Annotated in this window: 15 protein-coding genes; 4 read left to right on the top strand and 11 right to left on the bottom strand. The window is 48.9% G+C overall.

Annotated features, from left to right (window positions below; all coding sequences use genetic code 11):
• Positions 1 to 126: 126 nt before the first annotated feature.
• Positions 127 to 2,190, top strand: coding sequence for a methyl-accepting chemotaxis protein (locus POF51_RS18210; protein ID WP_271755848.1), 2,064 nt, complete (start codon positions 127 to 129; stop codon positions 2,188 to 2,190).
• A gap of 51 nt (positions 2,191 to 2,241) precedes the next feature.
• Here POF51_RS18210 and POF51_RS18205 read toward each other — a convergent pair whose 3' ends face one another.
• The 3 genes from POF51_RS18205 to POF51_RS18195 form a co-directional block, all read right to left on the bottom strand.
• Positions 2,242 to 3,132 carry a GNAT family N-acetyltransferase gene (locus tag POF51_RS18205; protein WP_271755847.1) on the bottom strand — a complete coding sequence of 297 codons (891 nt, stop codon included), beginning with the start codon at positions 3,130 to 3,132 and terminating at the stop codon, positions 2,242 to 2,244.
• Positions 3,133 to 3,164: 32 nt separating this feature from the next.
• On the bottom strand, positions 3,165 to 5,633 hold the full coding sequence (locus tag POF51_RS18200; protein WP_271755846.1) for a toxin Cry1Ac domain D-VI-related protein: 2,469 nt from the start codon (positions 5,631 to 5,633) through the stop codon (positions 3,165 to 3,167).
• 108 nt (positions 5,634 to 5,741) lie between these two features.
• Positions 5,742 to 6,731: a lipoate--protein ligase gene (locus tag POF51_RS18195; protein WP_271755845.1), complete on the bottom strand. Its 990-nt coding sequence runs from the start codon at positions 6,729 to 6,731 to the stop codon at positions 5,742 to 5,744.
• A 239-nt stretch (positions 6,732 to 6,970) separates the two neighbouring features.
• Here POF51_RS18195 and POF51_RS18190 point away from each other — a divergent pair, with 239 nt between their 5' ends.
• Positions 6,971 to 8,728, top strand: a complete 1,758-nt coding sequence (locus POF51_RS18190; RefSeq protein WP_173623006.1) for a methyl-accepting chemotaxis protein — start codon at positions 6,971 to 6,973, stop codon at positions 8,726 to 8,728.
• Between the two features lie 89 nt (positions 8,729 to 8,817).
• Here the strand turns inward: POF51_RS18190 and POF51_RS18185 are convergent, their stop codons facing one another.
• Both POF51_RS18185 and POF51_RS18180 read right to left on the bottom strand, forming a co-directional pair.
• On the bottom strand, positions 8,818 to 10,581 hold the full coding sequence (locus POF51_RS18185; RefSeq protein ID WP_271755843.1) for a sensor histidine kinase: 1,764 nt from the start codon (positions 10,579 to 10,581) through the stop codon (positions 8,818 to 8,820).
• Entirely contained in the window at positions 10,571 to 11,296 is a 726-nt protein-coding gene (locus POF51_RS18180) for a response regulator transcription factor (protein WP_106835299.1), read from the bottom strand. Before POF51_RS18180 ends, POF51_RS18185 begins: the two co-directional genes overlap by 11 nt.
• 199 nt (positions 11,297 to 11,495) lie before the next feature.
• Here POF51_RS18180 and POF51_RS18175 point away from each other — a divergent pair, with 199 nt between their 5' ends.
• A complete protein-coding gene (locus tag POF51_RS18175; RefSeq protein ID WP_271755842.1) occupies positions 11,496 to 12,485 on the top strand; it encodes a M23 family metallopeptidase in 990 nt (329 codons plus the stop codon).
• Between the two features lie 71 nt (positions 12,486 to 12,556).
• Here POF51_RS18175 and POF51_RS18170 read toward each other — a convergent pair whose 3' ends face one another.
• The gene (locus tag POF51_RS18170) at positions 12,557 to 13,156 is read right to left on the bottom strand and encodes a DJ-1/PfpI family protein (RefSeq protein WP_106835297.1); all 600 of its coding nucleotides are present in this window, start codon (positions 13,154 to 13,156) and stop codon (positions 12,557 to 12,559) included.
• Between the two features lie 133 nt (positions 13,157 to 13,289).
• On the opposite strand from POF51_RS18170, the gene POF51_RS18165 reads away from it, so the two are divergent.
• Complete coding sequence (locus POF51_RS18165) at positions 13,290 to 13,997, top strand: ArsR/SmtB family transcription factor (protein WP_017251251.1); 708 nt, start codon at positions 13,290 to 13,292, stop codon at positions 13,995 to 13,997.
• Here the strand turns inward: POF51_RS18165 and POF51_RS18160 are convergent, their stop codons facing one another.
• The 5 genes from POF51_RS18160 to POF51_RS18140 all read right to left on the bottom strand — a co-directional run bounded on the left by POF51_RS18160 (position 13,998) and on the right by POF51_RS18140 (position 19,283).
• Positions 13,998 to 14,885, bottom strand: coding sequence for a DMT family transporter (locus POF51_RS18160; protein ID WP_271755841.1), 888 nt, complete (start codon positions 14,883 to 14,885; stop codon positions 13,998 to 14,000).
• A gap of 95 nt (positions 14,886 to 14,980) precedes the next feature.
• Positions 14,981 to 16,126, bottom strand: a complete 1,146-nt coding sequence (locus POF51_RS18155) for a GNAT family N-acetyltransferase (RefSeq protein ID WP_334312669.1) — start codon at positions 16,124 to 16,126, stop codon at positions 14,981 to 14,983.
• Entirely contained in the window at positions 16,119 to 17,453 is a 1,335-nt protein-coding gene (locus POF51_RS18150) for a F390 synthetase-related protein (RefSeq protein WP_069848513.1), read from the bottom strand. Before POF51_RS18150 ends, POF51_RS18155 begins: the two co-directional genes overlap by 8 nt.
• The gene (locus tag POF51_RS18145) at positions 17,441 to 18,292 is read right to left on the bottom strand and encodes an MBL fold metallo-hydrolase (protein WP_069848515.1); all 852 of its coding nucleotides are present in this window, start codon (positions 18,290 to 18,292) and stop codon (positions 17,441 to 17,443) included. The genes POF51_RS18150 and POF51_RS18145 overlap by 13 nt, the downstream gene beginning before the upstream one ends.
• Entirely contained in the window at positions 18,282 to 19,283 is a 1,002-nt protein-coding gene (locus tag POF51_RS18140) for an NAD-dependent epimerase/dehydratase family protein (protein ID WP_069848518.1), read from the bottom strand. The genes POF51_RS18145 and POF51_RS18140 overlap by 11 nt, the downstream gene beginning before the upstream one ends.
• Positions 19,284 to 19,288: the final 5 nt, after the last annotated feature.

Below are 19,288 nucleotides of genomic sequence, written 5' to 3'. Positions count from 1 at the left end.
TCTATCCATTTTTTTTATTTGGTAGGAGAATTGGTTAAATTCGCCATGTTTCGACATAAACGAATTCAGGGTATCCATTAACTATCTAATATATTAACGCAGAGATGCAGACAATGGAGGAATTTTATGGCATGGCGTAACACTATCTCATTCAAAATGATTTTATTGCTGACATGCGTCATCCTCATTACCTTTTCTTTGTTGGGCTACTGGATTTATTCAGAAACACGCGCGTTAATTGTGAGCAATGTTGAAAAAAGTCTCCAGAAGAACAGCGAAAGTATTGTCGCAGATGTAGATGCTCTGTTAGAGGAGAAAGCGGTTCTGGTACGGCAAATGGCGACCAATCAACAGTTTCTCAAGCTGCTTGGTTCCGACCTAGACAGGGATACCGTTCAGACGGATACGCGTTATCAGGATGTGATGGCTTCTCTTGATGCGATAGCTGGCACAGACCCGCTGCTGTCGTTGGTATGGATTGCCCATGAACGAGGGAACTTTTTGTTGGGGAACGGGAAGACACTTTCCAAACCGGATTGGGATATCCAAACACGCCCATGGCATGAAGAGGCTGGAGCAAAGGACGATGTATGGTTTTCCGATCCTTATGTGGATGCGATGACTGGCAAGCTGGTTATCAGTGCCATTCTGCCTGTTAAAGACGGAGGAAAAGTCCTTGGATTTGTTGCAATTGACCTGCTGCTGGACAAGCTGCCGGAAATCATGAACGTCTATAAGCTGGGAGAGTCGGGATACAACTTCCTGCTGTCCGACGACAGTACGGTCCTGTATCATCCGCAGACTGAATTGGTGATGAAAGCCAAGTTTACAGAGCAGGAAGGGGATCGTGCCCGTATCGCCACCAAAATGATTAAGGGCGAAAGCGGGATTGAGGAAGCCGACATCGATGGTGTAAAAAAATATGTTGCCTACTCTCCCATCCCTATAACCGGGTGGTCCGTTGGGGCAACCATTTCCGTAAAAGAAGCGCTGGCAGAACTGGAGCAATACAACACGATCCTACTGGTGGGGATGGTTTTATCAGGCAGCGGACTTGTACTTGTGGTCTATATCTTGACTCGCCGTCTTCTCAAGCGTTTGTTAGGCTTGACTACAGTCCTTCAGGTATTGTCCACGGGCGATTTGACTGTGAATTGGCGTGATTCTTCCCGGGACGAGCTGGGGGTCGCTGCGGATAGTCTGAATACGATGATCGATTCGTTCCGCACTACGATTCAGCAGGCGCATGACACAGTTGCGATTCTTGCAGGCTCTTCACAGCAATTGACGGCAGTCTCGGCAGAAGCCGCACAGATGGGCAACCGAATCGATGCGGCGATGAGCAGTATCATGCGAGGGACAGAATCTCAGCATGAAGGGGCGCAGCAGACGGCGCTCGCGATGAACGAAATGGCGGAAGGGGTCCAACAAGTAGCTACATCTGCAACTGAGGTCTCCGCCTTAACCCAGGACTCACAGGTAATCGCAGAACAAGGGAATCTTTTGTTGCAGCAGGTTGTCACCCATATGCACGGTATTCGCAAAACAGTAGGTCAATCCTCAGAAGACATGGACAAGCTGGAACAAATGACCAAACAAATCGGAACCATTGTGGCAGTCATCAATGAGATAGCCATGCAAACGCAATTGCTTTCATTAAACGCCTCGATTGAAGCGGCTCGCGCGGGCGAACACGGCAGAGGTTTCTCTGTCGTGGCGAGCGAGGTGAAAAAGTTGGCGGAACAAACAACGAACTCCCTTGGGGATATCACCAGCATGATACATGATATTCAGTCCATGACCGACAAAGCTGCTGCAACTCTTTTATCAGGCGTAAAAGAAGTGGAGCAAGGCGTGCATCTGATCGAGCAAGCAGGAGAAATGGTTGGGGGCATCTACCGAAATATCGTTGAGATTACTGGACAGACCGAAGAGGTTTCTGCATCTACGGAAGAAATCTCGGCGGGAACGGAGGAAGTGGCTGCTTCCATGAACGAGATCGTTGCGATCAGTCGCTCCGCTTCCGAACATACGCGGGAGGTAAAACAATCAGTAACATCACAGCTGACAGCGATGAAAGAGATTGCGCAAGCAGCTGAGTCTCTCAGTAATACCGCTGACCAGCTTCAAGAAAGTCTGTTCCACTTTTCGGTAGAAAATGAGGGCAAGGACCAGAATTCGCAAAATTAATACGAGGTAAAATGGAAAGCTTCCTGCAAATACAGGAAGCTTTCCATCCATTTAGCACAGGTGATCTGCATATTGCAGTGCCAGCACCTTCGTCGTTTCAATCCAGAGCTTCCGATGCAAAATCGTCGGACCCAATCTTCTTTCCATAAACCGCAGCATGGGCTCGTTTTCATGCTCGATAAAGCAAATGCCAAAGGGAAATGCTGGCTGAGCCTGTGCAATGGTTTTCATCAACAGCGCAATTCCTCTTGCCTGCTGCTGATACTTCTCCTGTACGAACATCGTTTTGTACAAAAGCATATTACCAGCCATTCGCTGTACGATCACCCAGCCAATGACTTCCCCCTGATAGCGCAAGCCTGTACTGTAATCAGGATCGAATTTTCCTTCTTCAAAAAACGGAGACAACAGCGGTGTGTACCATTGCCCTTCTCCCTGTTCAATGTCCAGTCGCTCTGCTGGCGTCAGGTCTTTCCAGGGAAAGAGGGTAAAACCTTCGGGGAGTGCCAGCCTCTCCATCCAATGGCATTCACCCAACCGCATCGAGCCGAGTGTGTACATATAGGTTTTTACCTTTGGCAACTGCCAGCCTTCCCTGATCGCAATTTTGGAGAGCCATGAAAAATCTTGTGCTTTGATGAACCCAGCGAACTGTCCATCGCTGCTGCCTTGCTCTCTCATTTTTTGCTCAGCGTGCCACAGCAGCTTCATGCCCATTCCCCGCCGTTGATGCCCCTCTGCTACCACTAGCTCGATGATCTTGGCCTGTCCTTCGTTTACAGCGGATCGCCCCAACACGATGCCCGCAGGCTGATTGTTGTTAGAAGCCCCGAATCCCCAAACTGATGAGCCGTTGATCTGGTCCAACCACTCCAGGTGTTTGGGGTGCACTAACGATTTATACGCCCGTGCAGTGCTAGCAGTCAGTTCCTCTAGTTGCAATGTTCGTACCTCCTCGATGGACTTTGGCTTGCTCATTGTTTGGGTTTTACAGGTGCTGTTGCTGTACCTTGTATAAGATTTCCGGCCTTATCCCTCAAGAAGCCTGGGTCAAAGGAAACCTTGCTCTGTTCCGTGATGAGAGACCCGTACGTGGTGTAGAACGAATCCTGGAACGTTACGCGAATGGTGTTTCCTGACACCTGGAATTTGGCATACGCCGTTACCTCTCTCTTGTCGTCAAAATTCCCGGAAGGTGAGAATAACATTCTCAAATTGGGGTTCGGGTCATTTCGAAGTGGTTCTGACGCTGACAAGGTATAGGTTGTTCCCTCGCAGGTGACGTCTGGAGACAATTGTGGGGGGGTAGCGTCAAATCCGACACTGATCTCCTCTGTATCCAACAAATTTTCACCCCGATACAGCTTAAACACTGCATAAGAGTTGTCATCTTCTATTACCGTTGGCTTTGCCTTGATCGTCACTCCATAATCTCCATGGGTCATTTCCAGCATTGACTCGTCGACCTCGACGGTGATGTATTCCTTTTCATTGATCACAAAACGGTCCAACTGGTTGTCATAACGATACGAGAGGGGCTGATTTTTTACAGATACCTCAAGATATTCGCTCAATGCCCTCTTGTCCATTGCTGGCTCCCACTTGTCGGCAATCGTAACTTGACGAGACTGGGTCGGAGCAATCGGCAGCTCGATCTCGGCATCAGGCAAGCGATCTATTCGTGGGTTGTTGAACAACAAATGTGCTTTTGATATATAGGACATCCAGTGTGTTTTTTCTGGGCCCTCACTCAGAAGCTCGACCTTGGCAAAGGCCGCATCGATCATTTCCTGAGTAACCTTGGGCCTCAGTTCAACCATATCATTATTTGTATATAGACCCTCTACTGCTTGCTTTACTTCTTTCAACAAATCTTTCCCGTTGTCCAATAACGTTTGCGCCTTTTGGATATCCGCTAACAGCAATACCTTTGTCTCCGAGCCGTCTTTCAGCTTTTCTACCTTTTCCTTCGCTGCATCGATCGTGCTCTGTGTCACTCCTGGTTTTAGCCCTGTCTGGTTTTCATCGGTGAACAGGTCACGAACGGCTTTTTTTGCTTCGACTAGCAACAAGTCGTCATACTGCTCCTGTGCCTTCTCAATATCGGCGAGCAGACCCGGCTTTTCTGATACACGATTGTCCAGCCCCTCGACCAGCTTCTTCGCATCATCGATCTGTTTCTGTGTCGTGCCTGGGCGCAGTTCTTCTTTTTTCCCATCCGTAAACAGCTCTTCGACTGCTCTCTTCGCTTTTAGCAGAGCCGGGATCGGCGGAGGATCGATTGGGGACGGAATCACAATGACGGGGTCTTTGAAACGAATGGAAAAACTGTCACTCGTGACATCTTCCTGTGCGCGCTTGATGTTTCGCTTGTCGATCGTGAAGCTGACCTCTTTTACATTGTCCGCGCCTGTATGCTTCCTGGCCTGTCCTGTAAACAAAATGGTGAGCTCGTCGTCACTCTCTTGTTTGCTCTCAATATCCAGCCCGTCAGGCAGATTATGTACCTCGATATCATCGGCAGACAATTCACCAAGGAACTTGCCGTTAGACAGCTTAAGCGTTTGTTTTGCCGTGATGCTGCCATCATTTGCTCCTGCCTCTTCTATCACCGCCTCGCTGACAGAAAGCGCGGGCAAATCAGGCAATTCGGCTCCATCTACAGCTATCTCAAAGACGGCCTCCGCCTCGTCCATTTTTGCCGTAATTTCTACCAGGCCTTCTTTCTTGGCTGTTACCTTGCCCTCAAAGTTGACGAAGGCAATTCGTCTATTGCTAGAGCTCCAGAACAGCTCCCGTCCAGTAACGATGCGGTCATTTTCATCAAATGCAACGGCGATCAGCGTTAGCGACTTATCCGTATGATCTTTGGTAGATAGCCGGGCATCCTCTGCGACTGCTACCAGCTCAATCCGCTCTGCTTTCGTCCCTCTTTCGGCGATTACGAATGGTTCTAATTCCTCTTCTTCGCCGTCATACTGCAAGCGCAGGGAAACCGTCTGTTCTTTTTTCGCTGCACGAATCGGTGAAAAACTGAGCAATACAAGCTGTTCTTCCTCTAGCCAGACAAAGTTTTTGATTTTGATTCGAGTGGGATCTCGATCATCTATAGCGGCCGTCAAACGGAAATCCTTTGCAACAGGTGCCTTGTCTGGAGCTGTCTCCAATCGATAGGCAATGAAGCCGTTGGTCGCTGTATGCTCCTCTGACTCTAGCAAGGACTCCCCTGACTGGTTCTCGTCTTCTACTACTTCCTCTGATGCCTCTCGAACTTCCTCATCTGTTTGGTCTTCTGCTACTGACGGACTGGCTATGCCGATTGTCTGCCTTTCTTTAATCGGATAAGAAACGGCTGCATAGGCATTGCCGACAAAAGAAAGCAAAAAACCGGTGGAAACAACAGCCGTTAGAATGATTTTGGCCTTTGGCTGCTTTTTGCTCATATGTAAATACCCCCTCTTTTTCTTTTGTATGACAAAATCATGCAAACTAATGCTATCAGAGGAGGAAATGAAAAAAACCTAACAAAAGTTAGGTTTTTGACGTACTTTTTAAACGAGTAATAGATCGACAAAAGACGCTTGATCCAGCTGCCCGAAAAACTCCTGAAGATTGATATCGGCCAGTCGCTCACTGATAGAGGAACGATCATACGGCGTATCTCGCAGCACTGCTTCCAGCTCTGCTACATCACGTACACCGAAGAAATCCCCGTATATTTTCGCTTCTTTCATTCTGCCTTTCTCAATATCAAGCTGAATCTCCACGGTGCCGATATCGAAACGCTTGGATTGACGGTAATTGCTTTTCGGTGACTTGCCGTAGTTCCACTCCCAAGTCTGGTAACGGGAACGGGAAAGCTCGTGGATTTTCTCCCAATCCGCGTCAGTCAGCTTGTATTCTTCGATCTCTCCTTCTCCAAAAATCGAACGAAGTATCGCCAGCCGGAACTCTTCAATGGTCATCTTATTCACCAAAAACTCCGAAATGTTGGCGACGCGGCTGCGAATGGATTTGATCCCTTTGGACTGGATCTTCTCTGCGTTTACCTTCAGCGCAGACACGACGTTTTCCATCTCCGAATCAAAAAGCAGCGTGCCGTGGCTGAACATGCGTCCTTTGGTTGAATACTGCGCATTGCCAGAAATTTTCCGTTCCCCGACCTGTATGTCATTTCGTCCAGTCAGCTCTGCTTCTACCCCTAATGTTTTCAAGGCTTGTACTACAGGAGCCGTGAATTTGCGGAAATTGTGGAAGGACTCGCCGTCATCATTCGTAATAAAGCTGAAGTTGAGATTGCCCAGATCGTGATAAACAGCACCACCGCCAGACAGTCTGCGAACGACGTGAATGTTGTTATCCTCTACATAGGTCGAATTGATCTCTTCAATTGTGTTTTGGTTTTTTCCGATAATAATAGAAGGTTCATTGATATAAAACAGCAAGTAGTCGTCACTGTTGGTCAAATGCTTCAGGGCGTATTCCTCAATGGCCAAATTGATCCGTGGATCTGTTATCCCTTGATTATCGATAAATTTCATTGGATAGCCTCCATCCGTAAGCGTTCTATCCTCCTATCATACCATTTCCTGCTGGTCTGTACTGCTTTCGAATCTGCTCATACATGCAGCAACATTTACTTATATAATTTTTTTGTGGATTTTTTAAAATTCCTCTATAAAAACGTTTTCATATTGTCGATATAGGACGTAAGTCTAGGGCAATCATCTTGGTGTTTTCTTTTCTAGATCAAATACTATGGACCAACGAGGTGTTCTTTATGAAAACAGCCAAGTTCTCCCGTTCAAGCTCTCTTCGTACCAAACTCATCCTGTTATGTCTCCTGCTAATGGCGATTCCTTGCCTTAACATTGGAATTCAGGGCTATTATTCTGCGAGCTACAGCTTGGACGATATGGGCAGTCGCATCTTAAAAAACAACGTGAACTTGACGATTGAAATGATTGATGTTCTCCAGAAACAAGTCGAATCTGGCAAAATCAGCAAAGAAGATGCACAAGAGCAAGTAAAAATTCACATCCTCGGACCTAAGCAATCGGATGGAACCCGCTCCATTAACAAAAATATCGATACTGGTGCTAGTGGATACATGTTCGTTCTGGATGAGAAAGGTGTCATGCTGGCCTCTCCTTCGATTGAGGGGAAGAATCAGTGGGATGCAAAAGATTCTGACGGTATCTTTTTTACCCAAGAAATGATTAAGCGCGGTCAGGAAGGTGGCGGCTTTACATACTATCAGTGGTTGAAGCCAACGGAGCCAGATGTTCTCTATCCAAAAATCGCCTACTCCAAACTAGACCCTCACTGGGGATGGATCGTAAGCGCCAGCAGCTACATGGAAGATTTCAATGCCCCTGCCGAAGAAGTGCTGTCTGATTTGATGATCGTGCTGGGAATCTCCTTGATCGTCGGATTCGTCGTCTCATGGTATGCCTCCGGGTTCATTTCCAAGCCCATCTCCTTGGTTGCTGAGCGCGTGAAAGAAATTGCCGGTGGTGATCTATCAGGGAAAGACATCGTGATAAAAAACCGTGATGAAATTGGGCAATTGGTACATGACGTGACCCATATGACAGAGAATTTGCGCCAGCTCATTTCTCATGTCCGCATCAGCTCTCTGCATGTCGCTTCTACCTCTGAGGAGCTGACGGCGAGTGCAGAACAGACGAGCAAGGCAACCGAGCAAATTGCCGTCACGATGCAAGAGATCGCCCTCGGAGCAGAGGATCAATCCAAAACGATCGATGGAACCGTCAAAACGATCAACGACATGTCTTCGCGTCTGCAACAAATTGCATCCAGTAGCGAACAAGTCTCTCTGACAGTCGATACAGCGAACATGCTGGTCTCAAGCGGCAATCAAGCGATTGACGGTGCCATCGCTCAAATGAATTCCATCAGCACTACTGTTCTTGAGTTGGCAGATTCAATCAAAATGCTTGGTCACCGCTCTTCGGAAATCAGTAAAATTGTTGAGGTCATCACCTCGATTGCTGAACAAACGAACCTGTTGGCGCTAAACGCTGCAATCGAAGCGGCCCGTGCTGGAGAGCATGGACGTGGATTTGCTGTCGTTGCCAATGAAGTACGTATCTTGGCCGAGCAATCAGCAAAATCTACTCAGCAGATTAAAGATCTCATTAGCGCGATTCAAGTCGATACGAACAAAGCCGTATACGTGATGGAAACGACGACATCTGAGGTTTCGGCTGGAATCGAAGTCGTACATGAAGCCAGCAAGGCCTTCCAGGAAATTTTGTCTGGAACGACAGAAGTAGCACGTCAAATTCAGCAAGTGACCACAGCCACTCATCACATGACGACCGGAGCAGAGCAAGCTGTCCATTCCATTGAAACTATTGCCTCCACTGCTGAGACAACGGCTTTCGGAACACAAAACATTTCCGCTGCTGCTGAACAACAATTAGCCTCTATGGAGGAAATTTCGTCTTCTGCTGCTTCCTTGTCAAAAATGGCAGACGAGCTGCATGAATCGATTCAGCAATTTAAGGTGTAACCATATAATCTTGCAAACGAAAAAGGCTGCCTTTGCTGGTCAACCCTGACCTCGCAAAACGCAGCCTTTTCTTCTCCATCAAAACCTATTTAAGCCCGAGGCGGTTGCTCCGCTTCCCACGTAATCGCAATCGTCGTCCCCTGCCCGACAGCAGTTTTCACTTCGAGGGAACCACCAAACGCTTCCACTAATGCTTTAGTAATGACCATCCCAAGACCAGAGCCTTCCGTCCTGGACTCGGTGTCTGTGCCACGATAATACCTCTCAAATAGTCGATCTGCTGTTTCTTCATCCATCCCACTACCATTGTCGCTAAAAATGAGCACAACTGTTGATGGCTCGACAGCCTGTACGCTGATGGATACAATTGTACCGCTCTCATTATGAATCAAGGCATTGGCAACCAGATTATCCACGATTCGCTGAAACCAAGGCTTGTAGATGAGCATGTAAACAGGCTCGGCAGAGGGGGTAAACCGGACGCAGCCTTCCGGGTACAAGGGATGTTTGGCTGCTTCCGTAATGGCTTCAGCCGTGCAACCATTCAGGTCAACGAGCTCTACTGAAGGAGCTCCTTGTCCGTTCCTCAATCGATACGTCAGCGCCAAATCGTTGATCAAGTCTTCCATATACGCTGACTTGTCCAAAATAATTTTCGCGAAAGTATGTACCTCTTCTGTCGTCCACGTATACTCAGCATTTCCTAACAGATGCGCGTACCCTTTGACAGAGGACAACGGCGTTTTTAGATCATGGGAAACGCCTGCGATCCACTCATTTCTCAATCGCTCCGTTTCTTGGCGCAGCTTTTCGTTGCGGTAAAGCGTTTGTGACAAGGAATCCATCGAGTCAATCACATCTTGGTAGATACGATATTTGCGCTTTCTCTTCCCTCGCTTGTCTTGGCTGAGTGGAACACCATCCGCATTGGCAGGCTCCTCGTACTTTCCTCCACGCAGAAAGGTCAGCCACCGTAATACGTGAACAATCGGTGCGCCAAATCGCTGTCCGAACAAGTAGGACACAATCCCGAAGACGAACATCGCCGATAAGAGTAACATGCCCATTCCGATGAAAAGGGCCTTACTTTCCGGTGTCAATAGCGGTTCTTCCCCGGGAGTCGTTCCTGGCAACGGATAACTGAGTACCCAGGTTTGGCCGCTTTTTTGATCATAATGCGATACGATTGTTGCTCCGTAGCGATCCGGGTATATCGAGCGTAGCGCCAGCTCTTCCACAGAGAAATCTTTGATCGCTTTTGCAGGCTTATTGAATGAAGCCAGCTCTGCTCCCTTCGGGTCCAGGAGTTGTACCCAGCCCTCTTTACTCTTCAGTTGGTTTTGGGTGCTTAGAGGAAGCATGATCTCGTTATTTTTCAGATCAGCCTCCTTAATCATCTGCTGCAAAAAATCGTCATCGCGGTTCGTCATCCCATACAGCAAGGTGTGTACCACGCCGTCTTTTTCCTGTATCCATAACGATAATCGATACGGAAACGGGCTTTTTCGGAGCCAATAAGCCGTTAATTGACCAGGACCGTAATAACTGGGTACGTCAGGCGGGGTAAAGAAAGAGTCGGTGACATAACCCTTTTCATCAATCCGCTGAAGCCACCCTCCGCTTTCTCGCACCTTCTCCAACAGCTTCGGGTCAAAACGTACATCCTCTCCCTCTACTTCAATGGTCTGGATCAGCCGCTGCAAGCCGACACTCTCAAATTCACGTGAGGACTGTACCTTTGTCATTTCTTCAAGCGTCCAATATAACGTAAACCCGGCTAACACAAAGAGGATGAGGCCAACCAGCACCAGCCACATGATCAGATGGAGCGCGATTCTGCTCTTAATATTCATAAGGAAGGCCCTTTTTCACCATTTTGTACCCGAGTCCCCTGACGTTCACCAAAAACTCGGGTTGCGCTGGATCGGGCTCGATGCGCTCCCGAATCCGATGGATATGTACCATGATGGTGTTGTCATCACGTAAGCTATTCACGCCCCATACTCGTTCGTACAGCTCGCTTTTCGAATATATCCGATTCGGATTTTTACACAAAAATAGCAACAGTTGAAAAACAAGGGACGGACAAGGAATGACTTTCCCCTCCACATAGAGCTCCCCTGCTGCTTCATAGACTTGAAAACGACCAAAATCATAGACCCCTTGAACGGGTGCTGTCGGTACGACCGGGTTCAGTTTGCGCGTACGACGAAGCAATGCCTTGATACGTGCGACGATTTCCATCGGATTAAACGGCTTCGTCACGTAATCATCCCCACCAACGGCAAATCCGGTCAGCTTGTCAAAATCGGTATCTCTCGCACTCAGGAACAAAATCGGCGCATCAGTCAGACGGCGGATGAATGGACATGCTTCTATGCCGCTCATGTTCGGAAGCGTTACGTCCAAGACGATCAGGTCATAGCCTTTTCGTTCGCATGCACAGAGCGCCTCCTCAGACGTTTTCACCTTGTCGATCGAGTGGAATCCTTCTTTGTGCAGTACGGTCTCAAGCAATTGGAGAATGGCTTGCTCATCGTCCACGAGAAGGATAGTTGCATCTTTCACGATCACTTCGCTCCTTTTGCGCTTTTGCGTTATCCTCCATTTTATCATGCGTAGTGTCAGCGCGTGTCCACAACAACCTTAACGGAATCATAATTTTGCGTACGTTCGATTTAAGCATCCTGTAAGGTAGCGTTTCATGTCCGATAAGAGTGGCTTTCTATAATAGAGCTAGCGCTTAAAACAAGATAGGAGTGGCAACATGAAAAAAGTTTGGATTTCACTCGGTGTAGGAGCAATTCTGTTGACAGGATGTGCTGTGCAATCAGAAGCAACCGCAATACCCTCTACTACTGAATCCCCCACAAAGAAAGAAGAAGGTGCAAAGTCGATGACGGTTAAAACGGAATCTTTTGTGCAAGCTCTCCATAACGGAAAAATAGAGGATGTGTATGAGCAAACAAGCTCGTCATTCAAACAGCAGGTTTCAAAAGCACAATTTGTAGAAGGGTATACTGCTTTTAGCAAGGGGTTGAAGTCGTGGAATCACCATTCCCACACGTACGTAAACGGCAGCTATTATGATACCTGGGTGGATCAGGACGCCAAACGGGGTCTCGTCCTTACGACGGATGAAAAAGGGATCATTACAGGCGTTTTATTAAAGCCATTGCAAAGCTACCCTGACACCGACAATGCTTTGACAAAGCTGGCGTATAGCGCCCCGTTTACAGGTGAGTGGTATGTGTTCTGGGGAGGTCAGAATGTCCTTTCAAACTATCACTACGAGGTGGAAAGTCAACGCTATGCATACGATCTGATTCAGGTCAAAGACGGATTATCCTATAAAGGTGATCCTGCGAAAAACGAGAGCTATTTCGCATTCGGGCAAGAAATACTCGCACCGCAGGCAGGAACCGTCGTGCATGTCATCAATGATATCAAGGATAATGTCCCTGTCGGAGCGATGAACGCGCAGCAGCCCGCTGGCAACGTCGTCATCCTCGATCATGGCAACGGAGAATTCAGCTACTTCGCCCATTTGAAGGAAGGCTCCGCCAAGGTAAAGGTTGGCGATCATGTGAAGAAAGGGGATTTGCTTGGGGTATGCGGCAACTCTGGTAATTCCAGCGAGCCTCATCTGCATTATCAGGTTTCTGACGGCAAAGATTTGTTCAACAGCAAATCCATTCGCGTGCAATGGGAGAACGGATTGAATCCGCGTCAAGGCGAAAGCATTACCGCGAAATGATCGTATAGCTGTTCATCAGTGGCAGTCCATCCCTTTTTCTTGTATCCAAAAAGATGGACTGCCGCTTTCATTTAGAGGACAATATCATACTCCATTATCTTCGCAGTCTGTTCTGCTACTTCCGCGCCTACTAATCGTTTGATGATATGAAAAGACATATTGATACCCGCTGAGATCCCAGCAGATGTCACGATATTTCCTTCATCCACGAATTTTACTCCTTTTTGCACAACGACTTCTGGAAATTCCTTTTCCATTCGATCGAGACTGGCCCAATGGGTCGTTGCTTTTTTGCCCGATAATATGCCTGCTTTTGCCAGTAAAAAAGCTCCTGTGCAGACAGAGGCCATCAGCTCCACCTGCTGCATTTGTTCACGAATCCAGTTGATTACTTGTTCATTATGTACTTCTCGTTCCCTCGCACCTATCCCACCAGGAATGATGAGAATATCAAAAACAGGCATATTGGCAAAACTGTAATCAGGTTGAACCTTTAGACCATTTAGCGTTTGAATCATGTTCCCTTTTTCCGATACCGTTTTTACACGAAAAGGTATATGGCTGCCATTTTCCATAGATGTCACCGAGAATACTTCAAACGGACCTGCAAAATCCAACACCTCCACATCGTCAAACAAAAAAATTCCTACTCGCCATTGCTTGGTCTCCATGTGGATCTCCCCCAATCTCGTTTGGATATATTTTACAACAACTATTTACGGAACATCTCTTGTTTTTTTCACTGTAAGAATCTGCTAGAGTCATGGGTAAGAAGAGAAAAATGATGAGGAGGTCCACTGTCTGATGAGTACCAGTCCGAATATTATAGAGGTCGCATCTCTCATAGGAGAACCATCCCGTGTCTCCATCCTGGTCAGCCTGATGAACGGTAAGGCACTCCCCGCCAGTGAACTCGCCCGAAACGCAAAAGTCACCCCCCAAACAGCAAGCACGCATTTGGCAAAGCTGGTGGAAGGCGGTCTTTTGGTCAGCGAATCGCATGGCCGACATCGCTACTATCGCCTAGCCAACCCCGAAGTCGCCCAAGCCATGGAATCGTTAATGACTATCGCTGCACCTAAGCCGGTTCGTTCCTTGCGCGAGTCCGACCAATTGCGAGCCATCCGCTATGCTCGCACCTGCTACGACCATCTCGCAGGCGAAGTGGGCGTTGCCCTGACGCAGAGAATGTTGGAATTGCAGTTGATTGAAGCATCCGGTCAAGACTACGTGCTCAGTGAAGCCGGAAAAAATAAGCTACAATCACTCGGCGTAGACCTTTTGGCCAAGCCGAAGAGCAGGCGTCGTTTTGCCCGTCCGTGTTTGGATTGGAGCGAGCGTCGCCACCACTTGGCAGGCAGCCTCGGGGCCTCACTCACTAACCGCTTTTTTGAGCTTGGCTGGATCGAGCGAGTGCCAGGAGGGAGAGCAGTCCGTGTCACGCCGTTAGGCAGCTCTGGATTTATGACCGAGTTCGGACTGCATGTGGATGAATGCAAAAAGCACAGCTAGCTACTCTGCCAGCTGTGCTTTTTCACTCATTTGCCTTCGCGGAGCAAACGTCCAATTCACCAGGAAAATCCCTGCGAAAATCAACAATCCGCCCATATACACATGCCATTGCACGACCTCACCGAGCAGCAACCACCCCGACAAAACACCGAAGAACGGAGCGAGGAACAAGAAAGCACTCGTCCTGCCCGGATCTCCGTGATTCAGCAAGTAAAACCACGTCGCAAACTGCACAATGGAAGCCATAATCGCGAGCCAAAGGACGACGAACACAGCGGTCGGTGTCACAATCAGCTTCGGCGTTTCCAGCGTGAACCCCATAACAAGGAGAAGAATTCCTCCGAACAACATCTGATAGGCAGTCATCACCCACACATTGAAGCGGACTCCCCACTTTTTGACGAGAATCGTAGCAATTGACCACGCAAGGGCGGACCCGATGCCGAACAACGTCCCTGTCTCCCATTGCAGATGGAAGCCAAGCGTGATGAACACCCCAAACAATCCAATCAGAACGCCCATCCATTGCGTCAACCGATAAGATATTCCTAGAAACAACGTTCCCCATATGACCACGAGCAGTGGGTTCATAAACGTCAGGATCGAGGATTCACCTGCTGTAATTGTACGCAGACTCAAAAAGATACATCCCATGACGGCGGCCGTCTGCAAAAATCCGATCAAACATAGCTTCCCCCATTCACCTGCCGACTTCGGAAGCGGCTTTTTCCATACCCACGCTCCCATGATCAGTCCTGCTAACGTAAAACGCAGTCCTACCAGCAGCAATGATGAAAAATAGGCCAATCCAATTTTCCCCACCGCAAAAGACGAGCCCATCAATGATGTCGTCACGACGACAAGTATCCCGAACAAAATTCGATTCATGGCGTTGTTCCCCCGTTTCAGGCAAGCTACTTGTTTCTACTTACATGTAGTGTACCTGACAGTTAGTTCGATGAGGGTCGAAGTGTGCAAATGGTTTACAGTCGGTACTTCTCTACCATTTTGATCCCGATTTGATTCAGCAAAACAGCGAGCACCTTCCAGACCGTTTGACGATAATACGGCAAATGTTTGACATACACCGCTGTATATTCCGGTTCCCCCTCGGCTCCCCTGTCTGCTTTGAAAGCACCTACGCCCGCACTTTGATGGAGCAGGATGCCCTTGCTCTCTGCTTCTTGTACCAAGAGGCACGACAGCATCCGATACAGCCCGGTCTCTTTGGGAAGCGTCGTATCATAGCCGAATAGCGGCGTCGTCATCACACCATTTCGCTCAAAATAGCCAAGAATGCCGTCCAACCGTCCGTCTTTTTCCAAGCCGATGAGGGTCAATGTCCTCTTTTGCATCGCCAGTCGGACGAACTCCACCGAAAACTGTGGATTATGCTGGGAGTATTTATCCAGATACAGCGCGTTATATAAAGCAACGATTCGCTCGACATGCTGTTCTCCCAGTTCCTCATGACGCAGGATGCGATAGCCGGATTTGGCAAGCATTTTCCGATCGCGATTGAGCGTATTGCGGACCCGCCACTTGCCCTGCGCTGGCCAATCGGGGTGAAACAGGTAGACGTAGCGACTGGGAACCATGAGATAGCCCTTCTCTACGAGTCCCTTGTGGAAATCCGGATATAGCCTGCGACAAACAGATCGAAATGCGATAATATGACCGGGGAACTTTTGGATGCAGTTTTCCGTAATGTCCTTCACTTCATCTGCACGCACATCATGATACAGATTCGTCGATAACAGCCAATTGTTGACGATGACCATTTGGTTGCATTGACTTTTTTTCATCCAGCGTCCAAGCCCTGTGAGTACAGTCGACAATACCCGCCTAAGCACCCCTGAATCGAGCATACTTAGCTCTTCCTTCGCGTACGTCACGTAATGGGTAAACACCGAACTGACATACGAATTGTCGTACTCGGTATCGTTCACCGTTACAGGCATGATCCGATCACCTACACGGAGTGCATGCATCCGCGTCTGTACATTTTGCACATAGCGGGATGGTTGTTCCGTCATCATGGGCAACAAATAGCTTTTGACGTAGTCGGCATCCTGCGCCTGTTCCCAAGGGATTTGCCCCGCCGCGGCCCCTTCATACCATTCAATCAATGGCCTGCTCACCTTGAACAAACATCCTCTCTACCCGCCGCAATTTTTTCGTACCGAGATTCAACTCGTACGGTGCAAACACAATCGCAGGCAATTGTCCTTGCTGATCGGCAATGACTCGCTCCAGACCTTGGCGTACTCGCTCCTGCTCTTGCGTGGACGGTCCGTCTCCATCCTGCATGAGCAGTGCTACCTCCACTTGCTCGTAGCTTAGCTGCCGTACCGTATACTCTTCTATCGCATCAGACGAGGTAATGACGGCACGGCGGATGAAATCAGGAAAGACCGATACCCATCGGGCTTCCGTTTCATGGCGAAAAACAAACAAATCATCTGCCCTGCCCTCAATCGATTCCAGCGCCATAAACACAGAGCCGCACGGACATGGCGTACGTTTTTCCGTCAAAATGTCGTTCAAACGATAACGGATAATCGGCTGTGTCGCCCGGGAAAAATCTGTGATGATCGGAAAGAAACGCTCCTTTTGCTCATCGAGATACTCCTTTTCCACCACCACGATGTCTTCATTGATATGCAATGTCCCGTGTGAGCAGCTCACCGCAAGCAGCCCTTCTGTGCATTGATAAATTTGATGCACGATCTGCCCGAACACTTCTGCGATGTATGTTTGATCCAACGGGTCCAGCACTTCTGCCACCGAGATCACCTTGATCGGAGATATCCGCAATTTCCCTTGACGCTGGGCAGTCGCGAGCATTCTCAACATCGAGGCGGGCGCAACCAACACCGACGGCTGATACTGATTCAGGTGATCAAGGTGCTGATCGAGCGGTATTTGCAGATCGAAGAACGAGAATTGAATGCGACGCCTGTTGACCGCCGTATACAGGTTGCTATTCGCTCGCAAGAAAAAAGCAATCCGCTGTGTCGACCATAGCTGACCAGGCAGTGCTTTCGCCAAAATCACCCCTGCCCATTTCGCCTGCTCCTGCGGTCCCACGAGAAAAAGCCCGCGATTACCAGATGTCCCAGAAGATAGTCCTACGGTCACACCGTTTAATTGGGGAGTGAAATCGCGTGTCGTTTCTGCTTTCAGTCCAATCGCAAATGCTTCTTCCTTCTTGATTCCGCACGTATTCAACTCGTCAAAATGGTCCATCATGTGCTTTTTATCAATCGGCTCCATCTGTCTCCATTGTTCTGGCGCTCCCAATCTTTTTCGGTAAAAAGGAGAAGCTGGCAAAATGCGAGACAACATCGCTCTGACCTGCGCTTCTTGCCATTTCACCAGCTGCTCACGCGAGGAAAAACGACGGGCAAGCCACTTCGTTTTTACATACTGCTTCAAGAGCGTCATGATCTCCATGTGAACTCTCCTCTGCTGGCCTGCCAGACTTCCCCGCAGTGTGTCGGCATGATTTTCATGTCGGGACGTTGGCGGGATAGCACATGCAGCTTGTGCAAATGCTCGCGATACGCCTGTCGATCCGCCATGATCAACCTAGCCAGCGGATGAGGCAACAAATTGCCGCGATAGGCTTCACTCGACCAAGCGGCATCCGCACACAAAAATACATCCCCATGATCCCGATCGCGCAGGAACACACCAAACTGCCCGATTGCATGTCCGTTCAGATCGACGATGTACAGACTCTGATCCGCAAATAAATCATAGCCTTCGGCGTATGGCGCGTAAGCCTCTGGCAATGCCACTAGCCCTCCCAGATCAATGAAAGTCACCCGTTCTTCGAAATCGTCAGGCATCAAGTCAGGCAAGTACGCCTCCCGTAGCGCCGCCCACCCCGTCTTTCCCTTGACGTGGTTGTAGGCACTCTCAAAGCAGTATAGTCGCGCATGCGGAAAATCGCGCAAACCGCCAATATGATCCGCATGAAAATGGGAAATAAGAATACCTGCTATATCTGTCGTTTTGATTCCACGTGCTGCGAGCTGCTCAGAAATACTCTCATGTGCCTCCGAGAATACCGGCGTTATTTTGCCGTATAGCGAATAAGGAAGCTTGCTCGTGGCTTCAAAAAAGCGCTGCGAATAGCCCGTATCAAAGAGCAGCAAGCCGTGGACGGGATGCTCGATAAGCCCTGCGATGGCGTGAAACGGGATGTTTTTCATCCGGCCGCCTTTTCGGGAAAACATCTCGAGCTGCTGGCAGTAGCCCGTGTCCATCAGCGTTAGTTTAACGTCCATCATGCGTCCTCCACCAATCTGTAAACGTCTCGATGCCCTCGGCAATGCTCACCCGCGGTTCATAGCCCAGATCGCGCTTCGCCTTTGAAATGTCCAGGGTTTGTGATTTGGCGAGCACGCCTACCGAGTAACGCGTCAAAACCGGCTCGCGATAGCCCAAAACGGTCTTGGAGAGTGTCTCCAGTACCCAAGCTGCCGCATACGCCTTCCAATATGGCAGCTCGCGCGTTTTCAGTGGAACTCCCAAGCGATGGAACACATCTGACAACACCTCAATCATCGTCACTGGTTCCCCATTTGTAATGTTGTAAGCCTGTCCCAATGTGTCTGCTGGAGAATCCATGCACAAGATCAGCGCGTCCACGACATTTTCCACATAGGTCAAATCAATGATCGCCTTGCCTCCGTCGATCAGCGGAACGAATTTCTTTTCATTGGCGCGGATCAATCTGGGAAGAATGGCATTGTCCCCAGGGCCAAACAAGGCCCGAGGACGAATCGTTATCGTCGGAAGCCCTGCAAGAAACGCCTTGTCGACTTCCAGCTCCGCCTGGTATTTGGTCTGTGCGTATGTATTAGCAAACCGTACGGGCATCGGCTCATCTTCGCGAATACCCAGCTTGTCGTCAAAAGCAAAATAAATACTCGGCGTCGATACATGGACCAGACGCTCTATGCCGTGTTGCTTGCAGCCATCGATGACATGAATGGTTCCTGTCACATTCGTCTCGTACATGTCACGGTACGTTCCCCACGGGGAGGAAAAAGCAGCCGCGTGATGCACGATGTCCTGATCGCGGCAAACCTTCAGCATGGCTTCTCTATCTTTTAGGTCTGCCCGAAGGAATCGAATGCCTTGCTCCTGCAATTCCCGGCCGATTCGCTCGTCTCGTCCTTGCGCTGTCACCTCATAGCCCATTTCATGCAGTCGCGTGGCCAGCTTCTGTCCGAGAAACCCTGTCGCCCCTGTTACTAGCACTCGCTTGTTCATTTCTT

It is taken from the genome of Brevibacillus sp. AG, assembly GCF_028369215.1.
Classification (GTDB): domain Bacteria; phylum Bacillota; class Bacilli; order Brevibacillales; family Brevibacillaceae; genus Brevibacillus; species Brevibacillus porteri.
Note: the sequence above shows the minus strand (reverse complement) of the source record. Positions and strands in the feature narration are given on the sequence as shown.

Coding starts and splice junctions, on each gene's coding strand:
- POF51_RS18210 (WP_271755848.1), top strand. CDS start 127: ATGGCATGGCGTAACACTATCTCATTCAAAATGATTTTATTGCTGACA.
- POF51_RS18160 (WP_271755841.1), bottom strand. CDS start 14,885: ATGAATCGAATTTTGTTCGGGATACTTGTCGTCGTGACGACATCATTG.
- POF51_RS18140 (WP_069848518.1), bottom strand. CDS start 19,283: ATGAACAAGCGAGTGCTAGTAACAGGGGCGACAGGGTTTCTCGGACAG.
- POF51_RS18200 (WP_271755846.1), bottom strand. CDS start 5,633: ATGAGCAAAAAGCAGCCAAAGGCCAAAATCATTCTAACGGCTGTTGTT.
- POF51_RS18145 (WP_069848515.1), bottom strand. CDS start 18,292: ATGGACGTTAAACTAACGCTGATGGACACGGGCTACTGCCAGCAGCTC.
- POF51_RS18175 (WP_271755842.1), top strand. CDS start 11,496: ATGAAAAAAGTTTGGATTTCACTCGGTGTAGGAGCAATTCTGTTGACA.
- POF51_RS18165 (WP_017251251.1), top strand. CDS start 13,290: ATGAGTACCAGTCCGAATATTATAGAGGTCGCATCTCTCATAGGAGAA.
- POF51_RS18150 (WP_069848513.1), bottom strand. CDS start 17,453: ATGGAGATCATGACGCTCTTGAAGCAGTATGTAAAAACGAAGTGGCTT.
- POF51_RS18170 (WP_106835297.1), bottom strand. CDS start 13,156: ATGGAGACCAAGCAATGGCGAGTAGGAATTTTTTTGTTTGACGATGTG.
- POF51_RS18195 (WP_271755845.1), bottom strand. CDS start 6,731: ATGAAATTTATCGATAATCAAGGGATAACAGATCCACGGATCAATTTG.
- POF51_RS18185 (WP_271755843.1), bottom strand. CDS start 10,581: ATGAATATTAAGAGCAGAATCGCGCTCCATCTGATCATGTGGCTGGTG.
- POF51_RS18190 (WP_173623006.1), top strand. CDS start 6,971: ATGAAAACAGCCAAGTTCTCCCGTTCAAGCTCTCTTCGTACCAAACTC.